Here is a 23,613-nt window from a genome sequence, read left to right on the forward strand (position 1 = left end):
GGTCCTATGGCGACATACCTGGTCACTGGGGCCACTGGACTCATCGGCAGGCACTTCGTGCGCGAGCTGCTCGCCCGGCCGGACACCGACCGGGTGTGGCTGCTGGTCCGCGAGCAGTCCCGGGAACGCCTGGAGCGGGCCGCCCGGGGCTGGCCCGACGCCGAGCGGATCACCACCGTGACCGGCGACGTCTCCTTGCCCGGCCTGGGCATCGCGGACCCGGGCGCCCTGCGCGGAGTGGACAACGTCGTCCACCTCGCCGCCCTCTACGACGTCACCGCCGACGACGAGACCAGCATCGCCGCCAACGTGGGCGGCACCCAGAACGTCCTCGACCTCGCCGCCGAGCTGGGCGCGGGCTGCCTGCACCACGTCTCCTCGGTGGCCGTCGCGGGCGACTACCGCGGCCGCTACACCGAGGAGATGTTCGACGCGGGCCAGCGCCTGGCCACCGCCTACCACCGGACGAAGTTCGAGTCCGAGCGGATCGTGCGCACCCAGAAGGCCGTGCCGTGGCGGGTCTACCGGCCGGCGATCGTCGTCGGGCACTCCGAGACCGGCGAGATGGACAAGGTCGACGGCCCGTACTACTTCTTCCCGGCCCTGACCAGGCTGGAGGCGGTGCAGGCGGTGCCCGTCGTCTTCCCCGACATCGGCGACACCAACATCGTCCCGGTCGACTACGTCGCCAAGGCGATGGCGGCGCTGGTGCCGAAGCCGGGCCTCAACGGGCGGACCTTCCACCTGGTCAACCCGCGCCCGCAGTCCGCGCGCGAGGTCTACGACGCCTTCGCCAGGGCCGCGGGCGCGCCCAGGGTCGCCGCCGAGCTGCCCCGCGCGCTGTCGCAGCCGCTGCTGGGAGCCCTGCGCTTCGCCGAGAACGTGCCCGGGGTGTCGCTGGCCCTCGACGCGGGCCTGGACCGGCTGGGCATCCCGTCGGTCCTGCTGACCACGCTGACCTTCGCGCCCCGCTTCGACGCGACCAAGACCCGCGCCCTCATCCCCGAGGTCGAGGTGCCCAGGCTGGAGGACTACGCCGACGTCCTCTTCCGGTACTGGGCCGAGCACCTGGACCCGTTCCGCGCCCGCGCCGCGGGCGAGTCGCTGCGCGGGCGCCGGGTGGTGATCACCGGGGCGTCCTCGGGCATCGGCAGGGCCACCGCGCTCAAGGTCGCCGCCGCGGGCGGCATCCCGCTGCTGGTGGCCCGGCGCGAGGCAGAGCTGGAGGAGGTGCGCACCGAGATCGCCGCCCAAGGCGGCGAGGCGCACTCCTACCCGTGCGATCTTACCGACGAGGACTCCGTCACCAAGACCGTCGAGGCCATGCTCGCCGACCACCCGTCGGTGGACATGCTGGTCAACAACGCCGGGCGCTCGATCCGCCGTTCGGTGCGGCTGTCCTACGACCGCTTCCACGACTACGAGCGGGCGATGGCCATCAACTACTTCGCCCCCGTCCGGCTGATCCTGGCCCTGCTGCCGCACATGACCGAGCGGCGCTTCGGCCACATCGTCAACGTCTCCTCGATCGGTGTGCAGGGCATCGCGCCGCGGTTCAGCGCCTACGTGGCGTCCAAGGCGGCGCTGGACTACTTCAGCAAGATCGTCGCCACCGAGACCCACGGCGCCGGGATCACCTTCACGACCGTCCACATGCCACTGGTCCGCACCCCGATGATCCGCCCGACCAAGATCTACGACGCGTTCCCGGCCAAGTCGCCCGACCAGGCCGCCGCCATGGTCGTGCGCGCGCTCACCGACCGCCCCAAGCACATCGGGACCCCCACCGGCTACCTGATCCAGGCCGCCTACGCCCTCGCACCCGGCCTGGTCGACGCCGTGGCCTACCAGGGCTACCGGATCTTCCCCGACTCCGCGGCGGCGGGCGGCGGCGGCAGGCTGCGCCTGGGCAAGGGCGAGCGCAACCTGACCGCGGCGGCCAAGGCCCTGTCCCGCCTGACGAAGGGGTTTCACTGGTAGTGGTTTCCCCTGGTCGGGGCGATGTGTCGAGCGCGCTTGCCGCGCGCGGTGTTTCGGTGGGCTGCGCGGGTGATCGCACTGGTAACGTCCCGACCATGGTCACACCGCACGATGGTCGCTCGGCGGGCTTCTCCGTGGTGCGCCACGGCTACGACCGCACCCAGGTCGACGATTTCCTGCGGCAGTCCGAGGACGAGGCCATCCGCGCCGCCGCCGAGCGCGACGAGACCCGCTCGCGGCTGGCCGAGGTCTCCGGCGAGCTGGAGATCGCCCGCCGCGAGATCACCGCGCTGAGCGCCCGCCTCGACCAGCTGTCGGCCTCCGACGCCCCCGACGCGGAGCGGACCCTGCAGACCGCCCGCACCCAGGCCGCGGAGATCACCGCGCGGGCCAGGGCGGCTGCCGAGACGGCGTGGTCGGGCGCGGAGGAGGCCAGCACGTCGCTGCGCGACCGCTACCGCCGCATGCTCGCCGACCTGGACCGCCAGCACCAGGAACTGCACACCGACCACAAGAAGATCATGGACGGGGTGCGCCAGAAGTCCGTCGAGATGACGGTGGCCGCCGACAAGCGCAGGCAGGACCTGGACGACAAGGCCGAGGCCGAGCGCAAGCGGGTCCAGCGCCAGTTCGACGAGGACATGGCCGCCAAGCGGGCCGAGCTGGCCAAGGAGATCGAGGCCGAGCGGGCCAGGGTGGCCGAGGAGTCCCGCGGCATCGTCGCCGACGCGACCGCCGAGGCCGAGCGCCGGATCGCCTCGGCGACCAGCCAGGTGGAGCGGCTGACGGCGCTGCGCGAGCAGCTGGCCACGCGGCTGCGCGGGACCAGCGAGCTGATCACCCGGAGTTCGGAGCTGCTGGAGCCGCTGGAGGGGGAGGCGGAGCTGGCGCCGGACTCACCCGCGGCGCTGGAGACCGACAAGCTCAAGCCGGTGGCGAAGCGCTGAGCCCTCAGGGCCGCTTGTGCAGCCCGTCGACGCCGGAGCCCGCGCCCGCGCCGGGCTCCTCGGCGGGCTCGGTGGCCGGGGCGGCGGGCAGGTCCTCGGGGTCGAGGCAGCCGCCGACGAGGGTGGTCTGGCCGTCGACCCGCACGTAGTGGCCGGAGTCGTCGCAGGTCGCGGCCTGCACGGTGAAGACGGCGACGCCGGTCAGGGTCATCGCGGCGAGGACGGCGCCCGCGAGGGAGGCCGCGCCCGCGAACCTGCTGCCGACAGCCATCGTGTGTGCCTAACGTGAGACGACGGTGAACCCGCCACTGAGCGTACCTGGGCAGTGGCGGGTCCACCTGAGCGCCCGCTGAGTGCCCGCCCGGTTGGGCGGGCAACCGGTCAGAGGTTCCCGCGCCGCTCCTGCTCGCGCTCGATGGCCTCGAACAGCGCCTTGAAGTTGCCCTTGCCGAAGCCGAGCGAGCCGTGGCGCTCGATCATCTCGTAGAAGACCGTCGGCCGGTCGCCGATGGGCTTGGTGAAGATCTGCAGCAGGTAGCCGTCCTCGTCGCGGTCGACCAGGATGCGGTGCTCCTTGAGCACCTCGATCGGCACTCGCACCTCGCCGATGCGCTCGCGCAGCTCGGGGTCCTCGTAGTAGGAGTCCGGGGTGTCCAGGAACTCCACGCCCGCCGCCCGCATGGCCACGACGGTGGCGATGATGTCGTTGGTGGCCAGCGCGATGTGCTGGCAGCCGGGCCCGCCGTAGAACTCCAGGTACTCATCGATCTGCGACTTCTTCTTCGCGATCGCGGGCTCGTTGAGCGGGAACTTGACCCGGTGGTTGCCGTTGGCCACGACCTTGCTCATCAGCGCCGAGTACTCGGTGGCGATGTCGTCGCCGACGAACTCCGCCATGTTCACGAAGCCCATCACGCGGTTGTACCACTGGACCCAGTAGTCCATCTTGCCCAGCTCGACGTTGCCGACGCAGTGGTCGACGGCCTGGAAGACGCGCTTGGGCGCACCCTCTGGCTTGACGTAGTTGCCCTTCTTGGCGACGTAGCCGGGCAGATAGACGCCGTTGTAGCGAGAGCGGTCGATCAGGCTGTGCCGGGTCTTGCCGTAGGTGGCGATCGCGGCCATGCGGACCGTGCCGTGCTCGTCGGAGACGTCGTGCGGCTCCTCCAGCACCGTCGCCCCCTGCGCCCGGGCGTGCTCGACGCACCGGTCGACGTCGCTGACCTCCAGCGCCAGGTCGGTCACGCCGTCACCGTGCTCGCGGTGGTGGTCCAGCAGCGGGCTGTCGGGGGTCACCCCGCCCTTGATGACGAACCGCGCGGACCCGGACTTCAGTACGAACGCCTTGTGGTCGCGGTTGCCGTTCTCCGGCCCCGAGTACGCGATCTGCTCCATCCCGAACGCGGCCTGGTAGAACAGCGCGGTCTGGGTGGCGTTGCCACACACGAAGACGACGGCGTCCATCGACTTCACCGGGAACGGGTCGCGCGTCTCGTCGTAGTCGACCAGCCCGACGAGCTGCCGCAACTGGTCGTAGCTGACCTCGTCCATCCCGGTGCCGAGCGTCCCCGTCATCGCATCCTCCTAGGCGTTCGCGGTAGCTCCGAGGATGGAGAGCACCGGGCATCCTGTGCAACACTCGGCTTGTTCACAGGACAACCTGACTAGGTAATGACCGAATCGGCTCGGCAAAGTGGACACCCTGAACAGGAGGCAGGCCGCCGTGGAGATTGACGAGCTGGACTCCCGCCTGCTCCTGCTGCTCACCGACGAACCCCGCCTGGGCGTGCTGGAGTGCTCCCGCCGCCTGGGCGTCGCCAGGGGAACCGTCCAGGCGCGACTGGACAGACTGGAGCGTCGCGGGGTCCTGGGCGGCTTTCCCCCGGCCATCGACCTCGCGGCGATGGGATACGGGCTGACGGCGTTCGCGGTGCTGGAGATCGCTCAGGGGCGGCGCGCCGAGGTGGCGACCCTGCTCGAAGCGATCGACGAGGTGTGCGAGGTGCACGCGACGACGGGGCAGGGCGACCTGTTGGTGCGCATGGTTGCCCGGGACAACGACGACCTGCAAAGGGTCATCGACCGCGTGGTGGACGTCGAATGGGTCCGCCGGACCTCAACGACGATCGCCCTGTCCACTCCTGTCCCGACGCGAGTCCGCCCCCTGCTGGAACGCGCGCTCCGCTGAGGTCCCGCCGGGGCCGAACCTCCGTCCGCAAACGCCGACGAGGCGACTCCCCGCCCGGGAGCCGCCTCGCCGAAGACCCAGTCGTTTCAGCTGCTGTAAGGCACAGCCTTGACCAGCACGACCTTCTGGTTGCGCCCATTGGGCAGTTCGTACTCCCTGGTCTCGCCCTCCTTGGCGCCCATCAGCGCCTTCCCGAGCGGCGACTCGGGGGAGTACACCTCCAACTCGCCCTCGCTGCCGCCCTCTTCACGCGTGGCCAGCAAGAACTTCTCGTGGTCGTCGTCGCCGTCGTAGCGGACGGTGAGGACCATTCCGGGCCGGGCGGTGCCGTCGGCCGCGGGGGCCTCCCCGACCTTCGCGCCGCGCAGGAGCTCCTGGAGGTGGCGGATGCGGGCCTCTTGCTGGCCCTGCTCCTCCCGGGCGGCGTGGTAGCCGCCGTTCTCCTTCAGGTCGCCTTCCTCGCGGCTGGTGTTGATCTTCTCGGCGATGACCGCCCGGTTCTCGATGAGCTCGTCGAGCTCGTGCTTGAGCCGGTTGTAGGCCTCCTGGGTCAACCAGGTCACCTTGGTGTCGCTCACGGTCACCAACTCCTCGTCGTACTCCGGGCCCGCGGGCGCGGGCCGGGCAGCCCCGGGTCGTCGCGCGCTACCCGGAATGTGAAAAAACACGGCCCTCCTAGGGGCCGTGCGTCGACAGAGCGTAGCACGAACGAACGTGCGAAGACGCCCGAAAAGTCCGATTAGCCGGTATTCACCTCGGAGTTCACCCCGTTGGCCGCTCCTCGGTGGACAGGTAATCCGGCACCTGGTACGAGCAGCCGAACACGTCTGCCGTAACCGGTTCCGCCGATCCGGTGATCACGGTCTCCACGCGCTGCGGCGAGCCGCCCGCGGGCACCAGGACCTCGCGGCGGCCCGTCTCCGTGCCGTTGATCTCGCGAACCCGGACCACGCAGACGACCGGCAGGCCCGGTTCGTCCCGGCTGACGTCGAAGGCGAAGCGCATGCGGTTCTCCGGCAGGCTCTCGTAGCCGGCGCGCTCGGCGGTGATGGGCGCCGAGCCCAGGTTGAGGTAGGCCAGGAACGCGATCCCGATGCCGACCGCCAGCGCCGCCGCCACGATCACCGCGCGCGTGAGCGGAGTGCGACGAGACGGTCGCTTCCCGTAGCGACCTTCCGGCAACGTGCCCAACCGACGGCCCTCCTGCACCGATCCGCGCCTCACCGGGAACAATGGAGAGGCGGACGCGCGTTCGTACTACTCGTAAGCGAGTATCCGCTTTGGGGGCGGAGGGTCTATCAGGAGGGGGTCCGTACGGGCATGGCAGAGACACTGCGGCTGATGGCGGTGCACGCGCACCCGGACGACGAGTCCAGCAAGGGCGCGGCCACGATGGCCAAGTACGTCGCCGACGGCCACGAGGTCATGGTGGTCACCTGCACCGGCGGTGAGCGTGGCGACATCCTCAACCCGGCCATGGACCGCCCGGAGATCACCGCCGACATCTCCTCGGTCCGCCGCCAGGAGATGGCGCGCGCGGCGGAGATCCTCGGCGTGCAGCACCGCTGGCTGGGCTTCGTCGACTCCGGCCTGCCCGAGGGCGACCCGCTGCCGCCGCTGCCTGCGGGCTGCTTCGCCCTGGTGCCGCTGGAGGAGTCGGTCCCGCCGCTGGTCAGGGCCATCCGCGAGTTCAAGCCGCACGTGATCGTCACCTACGACGAGAACGGCGGCTACCCGCACCCCGACCACATCCGCTGCCACGAGGTCTCCGTCGCGGCCTTCGACGCCGCGGGCGACCCCGACCTGCACCCGGAGCAGGGCGAGCCGTGGACACCGCTGAAGCTGTACTACTCCCACGGGTTCTCCCGCACCCGCCTGGTCGCGATGCACGAGGCGCTGCTGGCCCGCGGCCTGGAGTCGCCCTACGGCGAGTGGCTGGAGAACTGGAAGCCCGAGCGCGGAGACATCTCCCACCGCGTCACCTCGCGGGTGGAGTGCGCCGAGCACTTCGAGACCCGCGACGCCGCCCTGCTCGCCCACGCCACCCAGATCGACCCCAAGAGCCGCTGGTTCGCGGTGCCGCTGGACGTGCAGCGCGAGGTCTGGCCGTACGAGGAGTACGAGCTGGTGCGCTCGCTGGTCGACAGCACCCTCCCCGAGGACGACCTGTTCTCCGGCATCTCGGCCAAGGCGGCCGTCTGACGCCGCCCGTCCGACCGCGCGGTGCACGGCTCGGGTGAGCGGGGCCACCGTCTAAACTGCCCTGGTGACCTTCTTCGTTGACCTGCCCGCCGACCCCGCGTCGGCGGGCACGGTCGCGCTCGCCGGGCAGCCCGCCCCGCCACCCCCCGGCCCGGCCGACCCCGGCGGCCAGGGGGAGGACTTCGGCAAGTCCTCCCCGCTGGGCTTCCTGATCCTCATTCTGTTCTTCGTCGCGGTCGCTTTCCTGATCCGCTCGATGACCAAGCACCTCAAGCGCGTCCCGCAGTCCTTCGACACCCCTGCCGACGACGCCCCGGACAGCCCGCCCCCGGCGAAGGCCTAGGCGGGCCCGCACGACCAGGTCGTCCACCGCGTCGAACCCGGTTGGCTCGGCGGGCAGCGTGCTGCCCGCCGCGGCGTCGACCAGCATCGCGGCGAGCCGGTCGAGGTCCTCGCCGAGACATGCCGCGACCGGTGCGCCGGGGACCTCGGCGAGCGAGGTGCGTGGCCGGTCAGCAGCACGCGGAAGGCGTACAGCAACGGCTTGAGTTCGCCGGACTGGGCGAAGAGCTTGCGCTGGTTCCGGGCGAAGCCCAGGTAGTGCCGGGAGTGCCCGCTGGTGATCAGCGCGGGCGCCAGCGCCACCAGTTCGGCGTGCACGTCCCCGGTGCCGACGACAAGGGGGAGAGCAGCTGCTCCAGCACGTAGCCGGTGGGCTTGAGCAGCAGCCGCGGAGTCGACCGGCGGGAAGCCGTACAGGTGCGCGCCGGAGACGGTCGCGAACAGCGGCGGGCCTCGCAGCGTGGCGACCACGTCGGTCAGGTCGGGTGGGGTCGGGTCATGGCAGGAACCTCCGGCGGACCGTCACCAGCCAGTCCTGCACCACCGCGCGGTCGGGTGCGGCGGGCAGGGGGCCGCTGTCGGCGGCGGCGAGGTCGGTGAGCAGCGAGCGGGCGCGGGCGACCGACTCGGGCAGCGGGGTCTCGCCGCTGCGCACCGCGAGCAGGGCGTCCCTGTCCTCGGCGAGCAGCGACAGCTCACCCGTGCGCACCAGCCGCAGCGCGACCTCGGTGAGCCGGATGACGTGCATGAGCTGCTTGAGCTTGGGCCGCTCGGGGACCAGCGCGCGGCCGAGCTGCCTGCGCGCGGTGTGCGCGAAGGTGTCCGCCGCCCGCCGCGACAGGAACGCGGGCAGCAGCCCGCGCAACTCGGCTCCGACCGGCGTGCACGCGCGCACCAGCGGGCTGGCCAGTGCCTCCAGGACCGTCGGGTTGGCCCTGAGCGCCAGCGCGCAGAAGTGCTCCACCTCCCAGTCCAGCCGCTCCGGCTCCGGCCCCGTCACGCTCGTCGGCGGCTTGTCGAAGCGCCAGAACGCCTCCGTCGGCGGCACGTACACGCCACGCATGTCCACATCGGACTCCGGTCCGGCGAGGCCGTAGGCCTGCGAGCCGACCACGGTCAGCAGGATGGTCGTCCTCACAGCCGCGGGTCCACCGGCTCGGACTCCAGGGCCAGCACCGCGAAGGCGCACTCGTGCACCCGCCACAGCGGTTCCCCCTTCGCCAGGCGCTCCAGGCCCGCCAGGCCGAGGGCGTACTCCCGCTGCGCCAGGGACCGCTTGTGCCCGAGGTTGCGCTCACGCAGCCGGTCCAGGTGGTCGGGGTAGTCCGGGCCGTAGATGATCCGCAGATACTCCGGGCCGCGGACCTTGATCCCGGCCTGCGCGGTCCGCCTGCCGCGGGTGACCAGGTTCGCCGCGGGTTTGACCACCATGCCCTCGCCGCCCGCCGCCGTCAGCTCCGTCCACCAGAGCGTCCCCGTCGCGACCGAGTCGGCGTCGGAGGTGTCGACCAGGAGCCTGCGCGTGGTGGCGAAGGTCTCCGGGTCGGCGGCGACGAGCCGGTCGGCCAGTTCCAGGTGCCACAGGTGCGGCCGGTCGTGGTAGGTCGCGCCTTCGGTGGCCAGCAGCTGGAACGGCGCGATGCGCACCGGGCCCGCGCAGTGGTGGCGGTAGGCGGCGCGGTACGCGGTCGCGTTGCCCGCGCGCCGCCGGGTCCTGGCGAGCAGGTCGGCGACATCGATGCCGCGTTCGGCGGCGGCGGCCAGCGACTCGACCGCCGCGGGCAGCACGGCCCCCGCCGCTGCGCCGACGGCCGCGTACTGGTCTTTGACCAGGTCCAAGGCCTTCGCCGTCCACGGCATGATCTCGGTGTCCAGCAGCACCCAGTCGGCGCCCAGCTCGGCCCACAGGCCCGCCGCGGTGACCGCCTCGGCCGCGCGGGCGAGCACGGCCGAGGCCTCGGCGGCGTCGGCGAAGAACGCGCGCCCGGTGCGGGTGTGGGCGACCCCCGAGCCGTCGCGGCGCAGCAGCACGACCCCGCGCGAGCCCATGTGCTTCTCCTCGCACACGACCTCGCGAACGCCCAGCTCCCGGTAGTCGGCGAACGCCTCGGCCGGGTGCTCCAGCAGCTCACCGCCGCGGTGGGCGGGCGGCGGGGTCATGGTCGGCGGCAGGTACCAGAGCGCGCGCGGGTCCACCGCGAAGCGGCTCATCACCTCCAGCGCGGCGGCGGCCTGCTCGGCGCGCACGGTCACGTCCCCGTAGCCGGTCTCCACGATCCGCTTGCCGACGACGTCGGTCAGCTCGACGGAGTCCGGCTCGCGGACCGCGCCGCCGAGCGGGCGCTTGGGCTCGTACCAGGTCTCGTGCGCGGGCACCGAGACCACCGCGCGCTCGGGGTAGCGCAGCGCCGTCAGCTTCCCGCCGAAGACCACGCCGGTGTCCAGGCACATGGTGTTGTTGACCCACTCCGCCTCCGGCGTCGGCGTGTGTCCATAAAGGACCATCGCGGCGCCGCGGTACTCCGTGGCCCACGGGTAGCGCACCGGCAGGCCGTATTCGTCGGTCTCGCCGGTCGTGTCGCCGTAGAGAGCGAAGGAGCGCACGGCGCCGGAGGCGCGCCCGTGGTAGCGCTCGGGCAGGCCCGCGTGCGCCACGACCAGCTTGCCGCCGTCCAGCACGTAGTGCGCGAGCAGGCCGTCGCAGAAGGCCGCGACCTCGACGCGGAACGCCTCGGGCTCCTTCTCCAGCTGTGCCAGCGATTCGGCCAGCCCGTGCGCGACGGTGACCTTGCGCCCCGCCAGGGCGCGCGCCAGCTTCTGCTCGTGGTTGCCGCACACCGCCAGCGCCGTGCCCGCGGCCACCATGCCCATCGCCAGCCGCAGTACGCCGGGGGTGTCCGGGCCGCGGTCGACCAGGTCGCCGACGAACACCGCGCGCCTGCCCTCCGGGTGCCGCGCGCCGACCGCCCGGCCCTCGCCGTCGCGCTCCAGCGCGTAGCCCAGCTCGCCGAGCAGGTCCTCCAGCTCGGCGCGGCAGCCGTGCACGTCGCCGATCGCGTCGAACGGGCCGCTCTCGTGCCGCAGGTCGGTGCGCAGCGGCTCGACGACGAACCGTGCAGCCTCCACTTCGGACTCATTGCGCAGCACGTGCACCCGCTTGAAGCCCTCCTTCGCCAGGTGGGGAAGGGACTTGCGCAGCAGCTGGCGGTGCCTGCGCACGACGTGCGCGCCGAAGTCGCGGTCCGGGCGCTCGGCGTTGCGCGCCACGCACACCGACTCGGGCGGGTCGAGCACGACCGCCACCGGCAGCACGTGGTGCTCGCGCGCCAGGCGCACCAGCCGCGCCCGGACCTCCCGCTGCACGTTCGTCGCGTCCACCACCGTGATCCGCCCGGCCCGCAACCGCTTGCCCGCCACGAAGTGCAGGGTCTCGAAGGCATCGGCGGAGGCGCTCTGGTCGTTCTCGTCGTCGGCGACCAGGCCGCGGAAGAAGTCGCTGGAGAGCACCTGCGTCGGCGCGAAGTGCCTGCGGGCGAAGGTCGACTTGCCCGAGCCGGATGCGCCGATGAGCACGACCAGCGCCATGTCGGGGATCGCCAGGTCCATCACACGTCCTCCGTCCTGCTGAACAGGGCCAGCTGTGTCGGCGGGCCGACCTCGGGGTCGTCCGGGCCGACCGGGCGCAGCGCCGCGGTGTAGCCGAAGCGGGCGCAGACGTCCTCGGCCCAGGCGCTGAACTCCGCGCGCGTCCACTCGAAACGGTGGTCGGGGTGGCGCAGCCCGACCAGGCCGGGGAAGCGCACGTTGTGCTCGGTGTTCGGCGTGGTCACCACCACGTGCGCGGGCCGGGCGACGCCGAAGACCGAGCGCTCCAGGGCGGGCAGCCGCTCGGCGTCGACGTGCTCGACTACCTCCATCAGCACCGCCGCGTCGTGCCCGCGCAGCGAGGTGTCGCCGTAGACCAGCGACGACTGGCGCAGCGTGACCCGCTCGCGCACGCGCTCGGGCAGCCGGTCGTGCCAGCGGGCGGCGATGTCCAGCGCGCGCGGGGAGACGTCCGCGCCGACGATCGCGGTGAACGACGGCTCCTCGACCAGCGCGCGCAGCAGCGCGCCGCCGCCGCAGCCCAGGTCGAGCACCGTTCGCGCGCCCACCTCGCGCAGCGCGGCGACGACGGCGTCGCGGCGCACGGCCGCCAGCGGGCGCTCTGTGTGCTCGGAGGGCTCTGCGCGCTCTGCGTCCTCGCTGCGGGAGCCGTCCAGCTCGGTCAGCCGCTGCAGCGCGGTGCGCACGAAGGTGCGGCGGTGCTTGAGGTAGCGGCTGCTGATCAGGTCGCGCTCGGGGTGGGTGGCCAGCCAGTCCCCGCCCGCGCGCAGCAACTTGTCGACCTCGTCCTCGCCGACGTAGTAGTGCTTGGCGTCATCGAGCACCGGCAGCAGCACGTAGAGCTGGCGCAGGGCGTCGGCCAGTCGGACCTCGCCCTCCAGCCGCAGGTCCACGTACGGGGACTCGCCCCACTCGGCGAACTGCGCGTCCAGCGGGATCGGCGCGGCCTCGACCCGCCAGCCCAGCGGCCCGAACAGCCGCGCGGGCAGCTCGTGCCCGCCCCGGCAGGGCGCGGACGGCACCCGCACGGCCAGCGGGATCGGCCCGGCCGCCAGCTCGGGACGGGTGTCGCAGCGGCCGTTCATGGCCGTCGTGAACACCCGCGACAGCGCCACGGCCAGCATCGACCCCGCCGCGTACGGGCCGTCGTTGACGTAGTCGGCCACTACCGTGTCCCGGCCGCGGTGCGCGCGGGAGAGCGCCACCGGGTCGACCTCCAGCAGCAGCGCCGCCGTGCACACGTCCTCGTCGGCGCGCGGGTAGAACACGTGCGCCGGACCGGCGGAGGTGCTGAAGGTCTGCGCCTTGTCCGGGTGCTTGTGCAGCAGGTGGCCGAGGTCGGTCGCGGGCACGCGGGTCGCGGTCATCCGGGTGGTGAGGGTCAGCAGCACGGCGCGAGTGTCGCGCACCTTCGGCCGGACGGCACCGCATTTGGCACGCTTGCCCCATGGCGAACCGGCTCAGCGACTCGACCAGCCCCTACCTGCTCCAGCACGCCGACAACCCCGTCGACTGGTGGGAGTGGTGCCCGGAGGCGTTCGCCGAGGCCCGCCGCCGGGACGTGCCGGTGCTGCTGTCGGTCGGCTACGCGGCCTGCCACTGGTGCCACGTGATGGCGCACGAGTCGTTCGAGGACACCGCCACCGCGGCGCTGATGAACGAGTGGTTCGTCAACGTCAAGGTCGACCGCGAGGAGCGGCCCGACGTCGACGCCGTCTACATGGCCGCGACGCAGGCCATGACCGGTCACGGCGGCTGGCCGATGACCTGCTTCCTGACCCCCGACGCCGAGCCGTTCCACTGCGGCACCTACTCCCCGCCGACCCCGCGGCCGGGGATGCCGTCGTTCACCCAGCTCCTCGAGGCCGTGCACGAGGCGTGGAGCAGCCGCGACGCCGAGGTCCGCGGGTCGGGGGCGAAGGTGGTCGCGGCGCTGCGCGAGCAGTCCGCGCCGCCGGCCCCCGCCCCGGTCGACGCCGACGTCCTCGCCGGCGCCGCGGCCTCCCTGCTGGGCGACTACGACCGCCGCAACGGCGGGTTCGGCGGCGCGCCGAAGTTCCCGCCGACGATGGTGCTGGAGTTCCTGCTGCGCCACCACGAGCGCACCGGCTCCGTCGAGGCGCTGTCCATCGTGGAGGAGACCGCCCGCGCGATGGCCGACGGCGGCCTCAACGACCAGCTGGCGGGCGGCTTCGCCCGCTACAGCGTCGACGCGGGCTGGGTGGTCCCGCACTTCGAGAAGATGCTCTACGACAACGCCTTGCTGCTGCGCCTCTACGCCCACCTGGCCCGCCGCACGGGCGAGGCACGCTACCGCGAGGTGGCCGCGGACACCGCCCGGTTCCTGCTCGCCGACCTGGCCACCCCGCAGGGCGGCTTCGCCTCGTCTCTGGACGCCGACACCGACGGCGTCGAGGGGCTGACCTACGTGTGGACCCCGGCGCAGCTCACCGAGGTTCTGGGGGAGGACGACGGCGCGTGGGCGGCGCGGCTGCTGTCGGTCACGCCGGAGGGCACCTTCGAGGAGGGCGCGTCCACGCTGCGCCTCGGCCGGGTCGATGACCCCGAGCGCTGGGCGCGCGTGCGCGCCGCGCTGCTGGCGGCCCGCGCGCGGCGTCCCCAGCCCGGCCGCGACGACAAGGTCGTCACCGCGTGGAACGGGCTGGCCGTCGCCGCGCTCGCCGAGGCGGGCCGCGCCCTGGGCGAGCCGTCCTGGGTGGACGCCGCCGCCCGCGCCGCCGACCTGCTGCTGTCGCTGCACTTGGTCTACGGGCGGCTGCGCAGGACCTCGCGCGATGGGGTCGCGGGCACCGCCACCGGGGTGCTGGAGGACTACGCCTGCCTGGCTGACGGCCTGCTGGCCCTGCACCAGGCCACGGGCGCGCCGCGCTGGCTCGACTCGGCCACCGCGCTGCTGGACACCGCGCTGGCGCACTTCGCCGACCCGCACGCCCCCGGCGCGTTCCACGACACCGCCGACGACGCCGACGCCCTGGTCTGGCGGCCGGGTGATCCCGGCGACAACGCCACCCCGTCGGGGGCCTCCGCGCTGGCCGGGGCGCTGCTCACCGCGTCGGCGCTGACCGGCTCGGCCGACCTCTACCGCCCGGCCGCCGAGGCCGCCCTGCGCCGGGCCGGGACGCTGGCCGCCCGCGCCCCGCGGTTCGCGGGCCACTGGCTGGGCGTCGCCGAGGCGCTGGCGGCGGGTCCGGTGCAGGTCGCGGTCGCGGGGACGGGCGAGCTGGCCGAGGCGGCCGTGCGGCACGCGCCCGGCGGGTCGGTCGTGGTGGCGGGCGAGCCGGGCTCGGCGCCGCTGCTGGCCGAGCGGCCGCTGGTGGGCGGCGGCGCGGCGGCGTACGTGTGCCGGGGCTACGTCTGCGACCGGCCGGTGACCACCGCCGACGAGCTGCGCGCCCTCCTGACCGTTCGCCCTGGGTGAACGGACCCCGCGGCTCCGGTGCGCAGGCGTAACGTCGGCAACGACGTAATCATGTAATCAAGGAGTGCGCCATGCGAGGACGATGGGGCCAGCGCGGTGGCTGGCAGCAGTCCGACCTTCCGCCCGCCGACGACGCCGCGGCCTGGTTCTCCGGCAGGCTGCCGGACGCCTGGTTCACCGGCGCCCCCGATGTGGTCGTCGACCGGGAGGAGATCACCGTCATCGGGGAGCTGTCCCCGCTCGACGGTGAGTTCACCGACGACGCCGCCCGCGCGGCCGCCGAGTCCGGCCGGATCAGCCGCTGGCGCGAGGAGACCCGCGACGAGCGGATCGAGATCGCCCGCCAGGCCGAGCACCGCTACGGCCGCAAGGTCGCCTGGGGCGCGCGCCTGGGCGGCACCGAGGAGTTGTTCACCACCCTGTCGGTGCCGGTGATGACCCGGCTGCGCCAGCCCGAGCGCCAGGTGCTCGACACCCTCGTCGCCGCGGGCGTCGCGCGCTCGCGCTCGGACGCGCTGGCCTGGGCGGTGCGCCTGGTCGGGGAGCACACCGACGAGTGGCTAAATGAGCTGCGGTCGGCGATGTCGAAGGTCGATGATCTGAGGGCCAAGGGACCCGACCTGTAGGGGTGAAGCCGTGTCGCTGATCGGGAAGCTCGTGCGCCTGCGGCCGTTCGAGCCCGAGGAGGCCGACACGGTCTGGCGCTGGCACAACGACCCGGACGTGACGCGGTGGCTGGAAGAGAGCTACCCGGAGCCGCTCGCGGCCATCCGCAAGCGCTGGGCCGACCGCCCGGCCAACTGCTTCCAGCGCACGGTGTTCGGCATCGAGACCCGCGCCGAGTCCCGGCTCATCGGCGTCGTCGTCCTGCGCGACGCCACCCCCGAGCACGGCCGCGCCGAGCTGGACATCTACATCGGCGAGAAGGACTGCTGGAACGGCGGCTACGGCACCGACGCCATGCGCGTCATGTGCCGCTACGGCTTCGATTTCATGCGCCTGCACGCCATCGAGCTGTCCGTGGTGGACGAGAACGAGCGGGCCAGGCACGTCTACCGCAAGGTCGGCTTCGTGGAGGAGGGCAGGCTCCGCGAAGCCTTCCGCCGCGACGGCAGGTGGCACGATGTCTACGTGATGAGCCTGCTCGAAGGCGAACTGGTCGACGGCTGATGTCCGCCGCCCACGGTCGGGCGGAGGCCTGATGCCCACCTTCGAGCAGCTCGTCGCCGAGGGGGAGTCCGTCCCGACCGACGGCTGGGACTTCTCCTGGTTCGCGGGCCGCGCCACCGAGCAGCGCCCCGGCTGGGGCTACGCCGCCCTGCTGGCCGACCGCATGTCCCGCGCGAGCGCCGCCGCCGACCTGCAGACCGGCGGCGGCGAGGTCGTGGCGACCGCACCCCGCGTCCCGCGCCAGTTCGCCACCGAGACCTGGCCGCCCAACGCCGCCCTGGCCTGCCGACGCCTGCCCGGCGCGCTGGTCGTCCAGGTCGCCGAGCACTCGCCCCTGCCCTTCCGCACCGCCTCGCTGGACCTGGTCACCAGCCGCCACCCCACCTACACCCCCTGGCCGGAGATCACCCGCGTCCTGCGCCCCGGCGGCACCGTGCTCACCCAGCAGATCGGCCACGGCACCAACCGCGAACTCTCCGAGTTCTTCCTCGGCCCCCTGCCCCCACCCCGCTCCACGGTCTACGACCGCCGGCGCACCCTCGGCGACCTCGACGTCCACACCCTCACCGAGGCCACCTGTCGCGTCGAGTTCTTCGACGTCGCCGCCGTCATCCACTTCCTGCGCAAGGTCATCTGGACCGTCCCCGACTTCACCGTCGCCCGCCACCACGACCGCCTGCGCGCCATGCACGACCACATCACCGAACACGGCAGCTTCCTCTCCCACAGCCGCCGAGTCCTGGTCGAAGCCCGCAAACCCCTGTCCACAGCCCCCTGAACCGGACCTGTCCCCACCCCTCGCCAAGTCGATAACCTGGCGGCGGGGGGCCGGACGCCCAGCCCCCGCTCACCCGTGATCGCAGCCACAGGTCAGCGCGCCTACGGTGCCGTAACCTCGGTGCCGTGACCGCCGCACTCGTCGACCAACCGCGCCCGACCAAGCCGCGCCTGCGCGGCGTGATCCACTTCTGGTCGTTCTTCGTCGCCATGGCGGCGGGCTCGGCGCTCATCGCCCTCGCCGCCTCCACCGTCTCCGCGGTCGCGGCCCTGGCCACGTCGGTCTACACCGCCACGGTGCTCGGCCTGTTCGGGGTGAGCGCGCTCTACCACCGCCGCTGGTGGGTCTCGCAGACGGCGCACACCTGGATGAAGCGCCTCGACCACTCGATGATCTTCCTGTTCATCGCGGGCACGTACACGCCCTTCAGCCTGCTGGCGATGTCGCAGCCCACGGGCTACGTCATCCTGGGCATCGTCTGGGGCGGGGCCGTCCTCGGCGTCTCGCTGAAGCTGCTGTGGCCGCACGCGCCGCGCTGGCTCGGCACGCCGATCTACATCGCGCTGGGCTGGGTGGCGATCTTCGTGCTGCCCGAGCTGCTGGCCAACGCGGGCGTGGCGGCGCTGGTGCTGATCCTCGTCGGCGGCCTGTTCTACACCGTCGGCGCGGTGTTCTACGCCACGAAGTGGCCCAACCCGTGGCCGACGGTCTTCGGCCACCACGAGTTCTTCCACGCCGCGACCGTGCTCGCCGCGCTGTGCCACTACGTGGCGATCTGGTTCGCCCTGTACGCCTGAGCCTAGGACCAGCCCGCGACCTCGCGGTGCTCGACGGCCAGGCAGCGGTCCATCACCACGTCCAGGCCGCCGTCGGCGGCGATCCGCGCCGCCTCTTCGCTGATGACGCCCATCTGCAGCCACAACGCCCCCGCGCCGACGGCCACGGCCTGCCTGGCGACCTCCGGCGCGTGCTCGGGCCGCCGGAACACGTCCACGATGTCGATCGGACCGGGCACCTCGGCCAGGGAGGGGTAGGACCGCAGGCCCTGCCACTCCGCGATGCCCGGGTTCACCGGGTGCACGGTCAGGCCCGCGCTGAGGAGGTAGCGGGCGATTCCGTGGCTGGGCCTGCGCGGGTCGGCGCTGAGGCCGACGACGGCGACGGTTCGGGACTCGTGGACCAGGCGTTCGATGACGGCGAGGTCCTGCCAGGCGGTGAGCACGTCGTCCAGTGTGCACCGGACGGGGGTACGCTGGCAGGCCGTGAGTCTTCGCAGGCGCGTTGCCGATGTCGTGTACGGCCTCTACGAGAAACGCCTCTTCCAGCAGACCGGCGGGCGGGTCCCGCGCCACGTCGGGGTCATGCTCGACGGCAATCGCAGGTGGGCCAGGGAAGCCGGGTTCACCGACGTCAACGACGGGCACCGGGTGGGCGCGCAGCGCATCGCCGACCTGCTCGGCTGGTGTCAGGAGTTCGGGGTGGAGGTCGCCACCCTGTGGCTGCTGTCCACCGACAACCTCAACCGGCCCGACGCCGAGCTGGCGCCGCTGCTGGAGATCATCGGCGACGTCGTGGACGAGCTGGCCGAGCCGGGGCAGCCGTGGCGGCTGCGCCTGATCGGCGCGCTGGACATGCTGCCGAAGGACACCGCCGAGCGGCTGGTCGCGGCGGCAGCGCGGACCAGGGCGGACGGCCGCAGCGGCATGGAGGTCAACATCGCCGTGGGCTACGGCGGGCGGCACGAGATCGCCAACGCGGTGCGCAAGCTGCTCCAGCAGCACGCGGAGGCGGGCACCGGCATCGAGGAGCTGGCCGAGGTGCTGACGGTCGACCACATCGCCGAGCACCTGTACACCTCAGGCCAGCCGGACCCCGACCTGGTCATCCGCACCTCGGGGGAGCAGCGCCTGTCCGGCTTCCTGCTCTGGCAGTCGGCGCACTCGGAGTTCCACTTCTGCGAGGCCTACTGGCCCGATTTCCGGCGCACCGATTTCTTGCGCGCGCTGCGTGCCTACGGAATTCGGCACCGGCGCTTCGGCTCTTAGGAAAATGGCAGCCGAATAGCCCGCAGGATCGCTGCGGGCTATTCGGCGTGTGTGGTCAGCGACCCACGACTCAGATGCCGTCCGAGAGGGACTCGGTGATCAGGTCCGGGGTCAGCGCGACGCCGGTGTAGGCGCCGGCGACGACCGCCGCGGCACCGTAGCCCAGGGCGCCGCCACCGTCGGTGAACAGCTCAACGGCGTCGCCGAACTCCGGCTGGTCCGGGAAGTCCGCGGTGTCGGCCGAGGCGAACGGGGCGGCCAGCAGCGACATCCCGATGGCGGCGGAAGCGACGAATCCTGCCTTCTTCAGCACGTGTTTCTCCTTCATGCATTACGAGCATCTGGGGTTCGCCGACAAAGCTACTAGGTTCGCAATCGCGCCGTCCGGCCAAAACGCGTTCGTGTTACCGATTTTGAGCATGTTCACCTATTCGAGTTCTCGGCGGCCTGCTCGTTACTCGTTAGGTGATCATCTCGAACGCTGCGTGCGAGTCATCGTGACTGGTTGCGCGGCTGACGTCGCGCTGACGCCGGAGTGCTCATCTCGACCGTGTGACGACCACGCTCACCCTGCGTGTCACGTGTCCAGAATGGGCGCTGCCTGGGGCGATCACCTGGCGTGCACGCGACCACGTGATGGACAAACCGGAAACCACCTGTGTGGCAGCCTGCCGATCGTCGGTCCTCGCAGGTAGCTTTGGTGGTGTCGGGCCGTGACCATTGCGGTTCGACCCGGGAGGCCCTGGTCGTGAGCGAACTGGCGAGGGGGCAGGCACCCGGCCCCCGTGGACCGCGGTTGTAGGTCCCGCTGGGGCAGGTGCCCGGCCCGTCGAGGAGTGGACGCGGTGCCGCGTCCGCGAGGGAGTTTGCCGTGACCGCTACGTCCAGGCGCACTGCCAGCCAGTCCTCAGGCCAGTCCCGCACCACCGCGGGGGAGTCGTCCGACGCGGAGGGCGGCCCAGCCCGCACCTTCGTCCTCGACACCTCCGTGCTCCTGTCCGACCCGTGGTCGCTGACCCGGTTCGCCGAGCACTCGGTGGTCATCCCGCTCGTGGTGATCAGTGAACTGGAGGGCAAGCGGCACCACCCCGAACTCGGCTGGTTCGCCAGGGAGACCCTGCGCCTGCTCGATGACCTGCGGGTCAAGCACGGCCGCCTCGACATGCCCATCTCGGTCGGCGACGACGGCGGCACGCTGCGCGTCGAGCTCAACCACACCGACCCGTCGGTGCTGCCCGCCGGCTTCCGCACCGACGCCAACGACGCCCGCATCCTCGCCTGCGCGCTGAACCTGGCCGCCGAGGAACCGGGCGTCACCCTGGTCACCAAGGACATCCCGCTGCGCGTCAAGGCCGCGGCCGTCGGCCTCGTCGCCGAGGAGTACCGGGCGGGCGAGGTGGTCAGCTCCGGCTGGTCCGGCATGGCCGACCTCTCCGTCGGCCAGGACTTCATCAACGCCCTCTTCGCCGAGGACTCCCTGGACCCGGTCGGCTTCGACGTCGAGGTCGACCTGCCCGTCAACACCGGCCTGCGGCTGCACGCGGGCGGGCAGAGCGCGCTGGGCAGGGTCACCTCCGACAAGCGCGTCCAGCTCGTGCGCGGCGACCGGGAGGCCTTCGGCCTGCACGGGCGCTCCGCCGAGCAGCGCGTCGCGCTGGACCTGCTGCTCGACCAGGAGATCGGCATCGTCTCCCTCGGCGGGCGGGCGGGCACCGGCAAGTCCGCGCTGGCGCTGTGCGCGGGCCTGGAGGCGGTGCTGGAGCGCGGGCTGCACCGCAAGGTCGTCGTCTTCCGCCCGATGTACGCCGTCGGCGGGCAGGACCTCGGCTACCTGCCCGGCTCCGAGACCGAGAAGATGCAGCCCTGGGCGCAGGCGGTGTTCGACACCCTCGGCGCGCTGGCCTCCAAGGACGTCATCGAGGAGGTCCTGCACCGGGAGATGCTGGAGGTCCTGCCGCTGACCCACATCCGCGGCCGGTCCCTGCACGACGCCTTCGTCATCGTCGACGAGGCCCAGTCACTGGAGCGCAACGTCCTGCTGACGGTGCTCTCCCGACTGGGCACCAACTCCCGGGTCGTGCTCACCCACGACGTCGCCCAGCGCGACAACCTGCGCGTCGGCCGCCACGACGGGATCGCCGCGGTGATCGAGAAGCTCAAGGGCCACCCGCTGTTCGCGCACGTCACGCTGACCCGCAGCGAGCGCTCGCCGATCGCGGCCCTGGTCACCGAGCTGCTGGAGGACCACACGATGTAGCCGCCGGGGGCAGGCCGCTCACCAGCCGCTGGGCAGCGGCCTGCCCTCGGCGAAGCCCGCCGCCGACTGCACGCCCACCACGGCCCGCTCGTGGAACTCCGCCACGGTGCGGGCCCCGGCGTAGGTGCACGAGGAGCGCACGCCCGAGCAGATCGCGTCGATCAGGTCCTCCACGCTGGGCGCGGCCGGGTCCAGCCGCATGCGCGATGAGGAGATGCCCTCCTCGAACAGGCCCTTGCGCGCCCGGTCGAACCCGCTGTCGGCGCGCGTGCGGGCCGAGACGGCGCGCTTGGACGCCATGCCGAAGGACTCCTTGTAGGCGCGGCCCGCCTCGTCGCGCAGCAGGTCGCCGGGGGACTCGTAGGTCCCGGCGAACCACGACCCGATCATCACGTTCGCCGCGCCCGCGGCCAGCGCCAGCGCCACGTCGCGCGGGTGGCGCACACCGCCGTCGGCCCACACGTGCTTGCCCAGCTCGCGCGCGGCGTCGGCGCACTCGCGCACCGCGGAGAACTGCGGCCTGCCGACGCCGGTCATCATCCGCGTGGTGCACATCGCGCCCGGTCCGACGCCGACCTTGACCACGTCGGCACCGGCGTCGACCAGGTCGCGCACGCCCTCGGCGGTGACCACGTTGCCCGCCACCAGCGGCACCGAGGGGTCGATGGCCCGCACCGCCTTCAGCGCGGCCAGCATCTTCTCCTGGTGGCCGTGCGCGGTGTCCACCACCAGCGTGTCCACCCCCGCGGCGAGCAGCGCGGACGCCTTCGCCGCGACATCGCCGTTGACCCCGATCGCCGCGGCTACGCGCAGCCTGCCCGCGCCGTCGACGGCGGGCGTGTAGATCTCGGTGCGCAGCGCGCCCTTCTCGGTCAGCACGCCCGCCAGCCTGCCGCCCGCGTCCACCGCGACGGCCACCCTGGCCGGGTGCTCGACCAGGTGCGCGAACACCGCGCGCGGCGCGGAGTCCAGCGGCAGCGGGCGCACGTCCTCGGCGATCTCGCCGAGGCGGGTGAACCGGTCGACGCCGTGGCAGGCGTGCTCGTCCACCACGCCGACGGGCCTGCCGTCGCCGTCGACCACGATCACCGCGCCGTGGGCGCGCTTGGGCAGCAGGTTCAGCGCGTCGGCGACGGCGTCGCCCGCGGTCAGCACCAGCGGGGTGTCCCACACGGTGTGCCGGGACTTGACCCAGGCGACGATGTCGGCGACCGCCTCGACCGCCACGTCCTGCGGCAGCACGACCACTCCGCCGCGCCGGGCGACCGTCTCGGCCATCCGCCTGCCCGCCACCGCGGTCATGTTGGCCACCACGATCGGGATCGTCGCGCCGGTCCCGTCCGATGTGGACAGGTCAACGTCGAAGCGGCTCTCCACGGCCGAGCGGCCGGGCACCAGGAAGACGTCGTCGTAGGTCAGGTCGTGGCCGGGATCGCCGTGAAGGAAGCGCACCGCATCAACCTAGTGCTCACTCCCACTCCAAGGCGATTCCCGCGATGCCCGGTTCCATGCCCGGGTAGTAGGCGCTGACCACGCCGCCGCGGTCGCAGTACAGCTCCCGGGACAGCGACGGCGGCAGCGCGTCGCTGCTGCGCACCTCCTGCACCATGCGCGCGGGCAGGTTCTCCGGCGGCAGCTGGTACTGCAGCAGGAACGGGCCGCTGGGGGCGCGGAAGAGCCGGTAGTAGCCGGGGCAGGGCATGCCGGTGTCGTCCTCGACGGTGTAGCCCAGGACCACGGTCTCGTCCTTGGCCAGCCGCCGGTCGAAGACCAGCTCGAACACCACGACATGGGCCTCGCGCCGGACGCGGCCCAGCCTGCACCCGTCGCCCGCGCTCACCCGCACCTTCTCCGCGTCGCCGCCGACCTCGCCGTGGTAGACCGCGACGTAGCGGTCGATGCCCTCGGCGTGGGCGACGGAGGCGTTCAGCGTCTCCACCCTGCCCTGGGAGCGGTCGGCCCCGATCGTCACCCGCTCGGTGATCATCCGGACCTCCAGGTCGGCGTTGACCTGTTCGGGGTCCACGCCCAGCTCGCGCAGCAGGTCGCGGGTCGTCGGCCCGGCGGTGATCAGCTCGGCGAAGGAGGCGTTGGGCTTGCGGCCGCGGCCGCGCTGCGGCGGGCCGACCAGCACCACCAGCGAGTCCGGCGGCAGGCCCAGCACGGTCTCCAGCGCCCGCACGGTGCCCAGGGCGTGCAGCGGGTCGGGGTGGCGCACGCCGCGCTGCCAGTAGCTCAGCGTCGACTCCGCGACCCGCACGTCCATCCGCCCGAGGTGCGCGCGCAGCCGGGCCAGGGAGAGCCCGCGCGTCTGGATGGCCGTGCGCAGCGCGGTGTGGAACGGCCCCCGGCGCAGGGCGTCGGCCAGTTGGTCCACGAGTGCCCTTCGACGTTCCGCCATCTGTGAATGGGTGTGAATGTTCACAGTATGCGTCCGCTACCTGTGGGTAAAGAGCGAGAAACGCTCCGCTTGCCCGCGGTACGCACTTGTGGCGGCCGTCACGGCGCAGCAGTGTCTAGGAGGTCCCATTCGCCCGGAACCCGGCCGCGCACCCTGCACGCCGCCGGCCACCCGGGTGGCACCACCACCGCGGGCGTCCCGGCCGGACACGGCACGAGCGGCCGCGGCGCCAGGTCGGGCGGTCCCGGGCTCCAACGC

The 23,613-nt window shown here is 72.6% G+C and carries 24 protein-coding genes; 12 read left to right on the top strand and 12 right to left on the bottom strand.

From position 1 onward, the window contains the following. Positions 1-6 precede the first annotated feature (6 nt). Both ACFPM7_RS09050 and ACFPM7_RS09055 read left to right on the top strand, forming a co-directional pair. Entirely contained in the window at positions 7-1,980 is a 1,974-nt protein-coding gene (locus ACFPM7_RS09050) for an SDR family oxidoreductase (RefSeq protein ID WP_378245884.1), read from the top strand. A 95-nt stretch (positions 1,981-2,075) separates the two neighbouring features. Beyond that, positions 2,076-2,927 (top strand): DivIVA domain-containing protein, encoded by an 852-nt coding sequence (locus ACFPM7_RS09055; protein ID WP_378245886.1) that lies wholly within the window; start codon positions 2,076-2,078, stop codon positions 2,925-2,927. Between the two features lie 4 nt (positions 2,928-2,931). On the opposite strand, the gene ACFPM7_RS09060 is transcribed toward ACFPM7_RS09055, so the two are convergent. Together ACFPM7_RS09060 and hppD are read right to left on the bottom strand one after the other, a co-directional pair. Beyond that, positions 2,932-3,198, bottom strand: coding sequence for a hypothetical protein (locus tag ACFPM7_RS09060; RefSeq protein ID WP_378245888.1), 267 nt, complete (start codon positions 3,196-3,198; stop codon positions 2,932-2,934). Between the two features lie 110 nt (positions 3,199-3,308). Then, on the bottom strand, positions 3,309-4,502 hold the full coding sequence (gene hppD / locus ACFPM7_RS09065) for a 4-hydroxyphenylpyruvate dioxygenase (protein WP_378245890.1): 1,194 nt from the start codon (positions 4,500-4,502) through the stop codon (positions 3,309-3,311). A gap of 148 nt (positions 4,503-4,650) precedes the next feature. On the opposite strand from hppD, the gene ACFPM7_RS09070 reads away from it, so the two are divergent. Next, positions 4,651-5,115 (top strand): Lrp/AsnC family transcriptional regulator, encoded by a 465-nt coding sequence (locus ACFPM7_RS09070; RefSeq protein ID WP_378246333.1) that lies wholly within the window; start codon positions 4,651-4,653, stop codon positions 5,113-5,115. A gap of 86 nt (positions 5,116-5,201) precedes the next feature. On the opposite strand, the gene greA is transcribed toward ACFPM7_RS09070, so the two are convergent. Together greA and ACFPM7_RS09080 are read right to left on the bottom strand one after the other, a co-directional pair. Further along, positions 5,202-5,702, bottom strand: coding sequence for a transcription elongation factor GreA (gene greA / locus ACFPM7_RS09075; protein ID WP_378245892.1), 501 nt, complete (start codon positions 5,700-5,702; stop codon positions 5,202-5,204). A gap of 175 nt (positions 5,703-5,877) precedes the next feature. Beyond that, entirely contained in the window at positions 5,878-6,339 is a 462-nt protein-coding gene (locus ACFPM7_RS09080) for a DUF4307 domain-containing protein (RefSeq protein WP_378245893.1), read from the bottom strand. 96 nt (positions 6,340-6,435) lie between these two features. Here ACFPM7_RS09080 and mca point away from each other — a divergent pair, with 96 nt between their 5' ends. Together mca and ACFPM7_RS09090 are read left to right on the top strand one after the other, a co-directional pair. Continuing rightward, positions 6,436-7,317: a mycothiol conjugate amidase Mca gene (mca, locus tag ACFPM7_RS09085; protein ID WP_378245895.1), complete on the top strand. Its 882-nt coding sequence runs from the start codon at positions 6,436-6,438 to the stop codon at positions 7,315-7,317. Between the two features lie 82 nt (positions 7,318-7,399). After that, the gene (locus tag ACFPM7_RS09090; protein WP_378246335.1) at positions 7,400-7,660 is read left to right on the top strand and encodes a hypothetical protein; all 261 of its coding nucleotides are present in this window, start codon (positions 7,400-7,402) and stop codon (positions 7,658-7,660) included. Here the strand turns inward: ACFPM7_RS09090 and ACFPM7_RS09095 are convergent. The 4 genes from ACFPM7_RS09095 to ACFPM7_RS09110 are packed head-to-tail and all read right to left on the bottom strand — an operon-like array spanning position 7,657 to position 12,656. Further along, positions 7,657-8,130, bottom strand: a complete 474-nt coding sequence (locus ACFPM7_RS09095; protein ID WP_378245897.1) for a DNA polymerase beta superfamily protein — start codon at positions 8,128-8,130, stop codon at positions 7,657-7,659. The two genes, ACFPM7_RS09090 and ACFPM7_RS09095, sit on opposite strands and share 4 nt — an antisense overlap. 25 nt (positions 8,131-8,155) lie before the next feature. Beyond that, positions 8,156-8,797, bottom strand: a complete 642-nt coding sequence (locus tag ACFPM7_RS09100; protein ID WP_378245899.1) for a nucleotidyltransferase domain-containing protein — start codon at positions 8,795-8,797, stop codon at positions 8,156-8,158. Then, positions 8,794-11,265 carry a polynucleotide kinase-phosphatase gene (locus ACFPM7_RS09105; RefSeq protein ID WP_378245901.1) on the bottom strand — a complete coding sequence of 824 codons (2,472 nt, stop codon included), beginning with the start codon at positions 11,263-11,265 and terminating at the stop codon, positions 8,794-8,796. The genes ACFPM7_RS09100 and ACFPM7_RS09105 overlap by 4 nt, the downstream gene beginning before the upstream one ends. Further along, on the bottom strand, positions 11,265-12,656 hold the full coding sequence (locus tag ACFPM7_RS09110) for a 3' terminal RNA ribose 2'-O-methyltransferase Hen1 (protein ID WP_378246337.1): 1,392 nt from the start codon (positions 12,654-12,656) through the stop codon (positions 11,265-11,267). Before ACFPM7_RS09110 ends, ACFPM7_RS09105 begins: the two co-directional genes overlap by 1 nt. 56 nt (positions 12,657-12,712) lie before the next feature. Between ACFPM7_RS09110 and ACFPM7_RS09115 the strand changes: the two genes are divergently transcribed. The 5 genes from ACFPM7_RS09115 to trhA all read left to right on the top strand — a co-directional run bounded on the left by ACFPM7_RS09115 (position 12,713) and on the right by trhA (position 17,449). Beyond that, positions 12,713-14,704, top strand: a complete 1,992-nt coding sequence (locus tag ACFPM7_RS09115; protein WP_378245903.1) for a thioredoxin domain-containing protein — start codon at positions 12,713-12,715, stop codon at positions 14,702-14,704. Positions 14,705-14,775: 71 nt separating this feature from the next. Beyond that, positions 14,776-15,330 (top strand): hypothetical protein, encoded by a 555-nt coding sequence (locus ACFPM7_RS09120; RefSeq protein WP_378245905.1) that lies wholly within the window; start codon positions 14,776-14,778, stop codon positions 15,328-15,330. Positions 15,331-15,340: 10 nt separating this feature from the next. Beyond that, complete coding sequence (locus ACFPM7_RS09125) at positions 15,341-15,874, top strand: GNAT family N-acetyltransferase (protein WP_378245907.1); 534 nt, start codon at positions 15,341-15,343, stop codon at positions 15,872-15,874. Between the two features lie 31 nt (positions 15,875-15,905). Beyond that, positions 15,906-16,652 carry a methyltransferase domain-containing protein gene (locus ACFPM7_RS09130; RefSeq protein WP_378245909.1) on the top strand — a complete coding sequence of 249 codons (747 nt, stop codon included), beginning with the start codon at positions 15,906-15,908 and terminating at the stop codon, positions 16,650-16,652. A gap of 125 nt (positions 16,653-16,777) precedes the next feature. Continuing rightward, entirely contained in the window at positions 16,778-17,449 is a 672-nt protein-coding gene (gene trhA, locus ACFPM7_RS09135; RefSeq protein ID WP_378245911.1) for a PAQR family membrane homeostasis protein TrhA, read from the top strand. A 2-nt stretch (positions 17,450-17,451) separates the two neighbouring features. Here trhA and ACFPM7_RS09140 read toward each other — a convergent pair whose 3' ends face one another. Further along, positions 17,452-17,874 carry a CoA-binding protein gene (locus tag ACFPM7_RS09140; protein WP_378245913.1) on the bottom strand — a complete coding sequence of 141 codons (423 nt, stop codon included), beginning with the start codon at positions 17,872-17,874 and terminating at the stop codon, positions 17,452-17,454. A gap of 40 nt (positions 17,875-17,914) precedes the next feature. On the opposite strand from ACFPM7_RS09140, the gene ACFPM7_RS09145 reads away from it, so the two are divergent. Next, positions 17,915-18,697 carry an isoprenyl transferase gene (locus ACFPM7_RS09145; RefSeq protein WP_378245915.1) on the top strand — a complete coding sequence of 261 codons (783 nt, stop codon included), beginning with the start codon at positions 17,915-17,917 and terminating at the stop codon, positions 18,695-18,697. A 70-nt stretch (positions 18,698-18,767) separates the two neighbouring features. Here ACFPM7_RS09145 and ACFPM7_RS09150 read toward each other — a convergent pair whose 3' ends face one another. Next, positions 18,768-19,010, bottom strand: a complete 243-nt coding sequence (locus tag ACFPM7_RS09150; protein WP_378245917.1) for a hypothetical protein — start codon at positions 19,008-19,010, stop codon at positions 18,768-18,770. Positions 19,011-19,685: 675 nt separating this feature from the next. Between ACFPM7_RS09150 and ACFPM7_RS09155 the strand changes: the two genes are divergently transcribed. After that, entirely contained in the window at positions 19,686-20,954 is a 1,269-nt protein-coding gene (locus tag ACFPM7_RS09155) for a PhoH family protein (protein ID WP_378246339.1), read from the top strand. Between the two features lie 18 nt (positions 20,955-20,972). Here the strand turns inward: ACFPM7_RS09155 and guaB1 are convergent, their stop codons facing one another. Further along, positions 20,973-22,406, bottom strand: a complete 1,434-nt coding sequence (gene guaB1, locus ACFPM7_RS09160) for a GMP reductase (RefSeq protein WP_378245919.1) — start codon at positions 22,404-22,406, stop codon at positions 20,973-20,975. 16 nt (positions 22,407-22,422) lie between these two features. Then, a complete protein-coding gene (locus ACFPM7_RS09165) occupies positions 22,423-23,355 on the bottom strand; it encodes a hypothetical protein (protein ID WP_378245921.1) in 933 nt (310 codons plus the stop codon). Positions 23,356-23,613 lie beyond the last annotated feature (258 nt).

Source organism: Actinokineospora guangxiensis, from assembly GCF_042657845.1.
Lineage (GTDB): Bacteria > Actinomycetota > Actinomycetes > Mycobacteriales > Pseudonocardiaceae > Actinokineospora > Actinokineospora guangxiensis.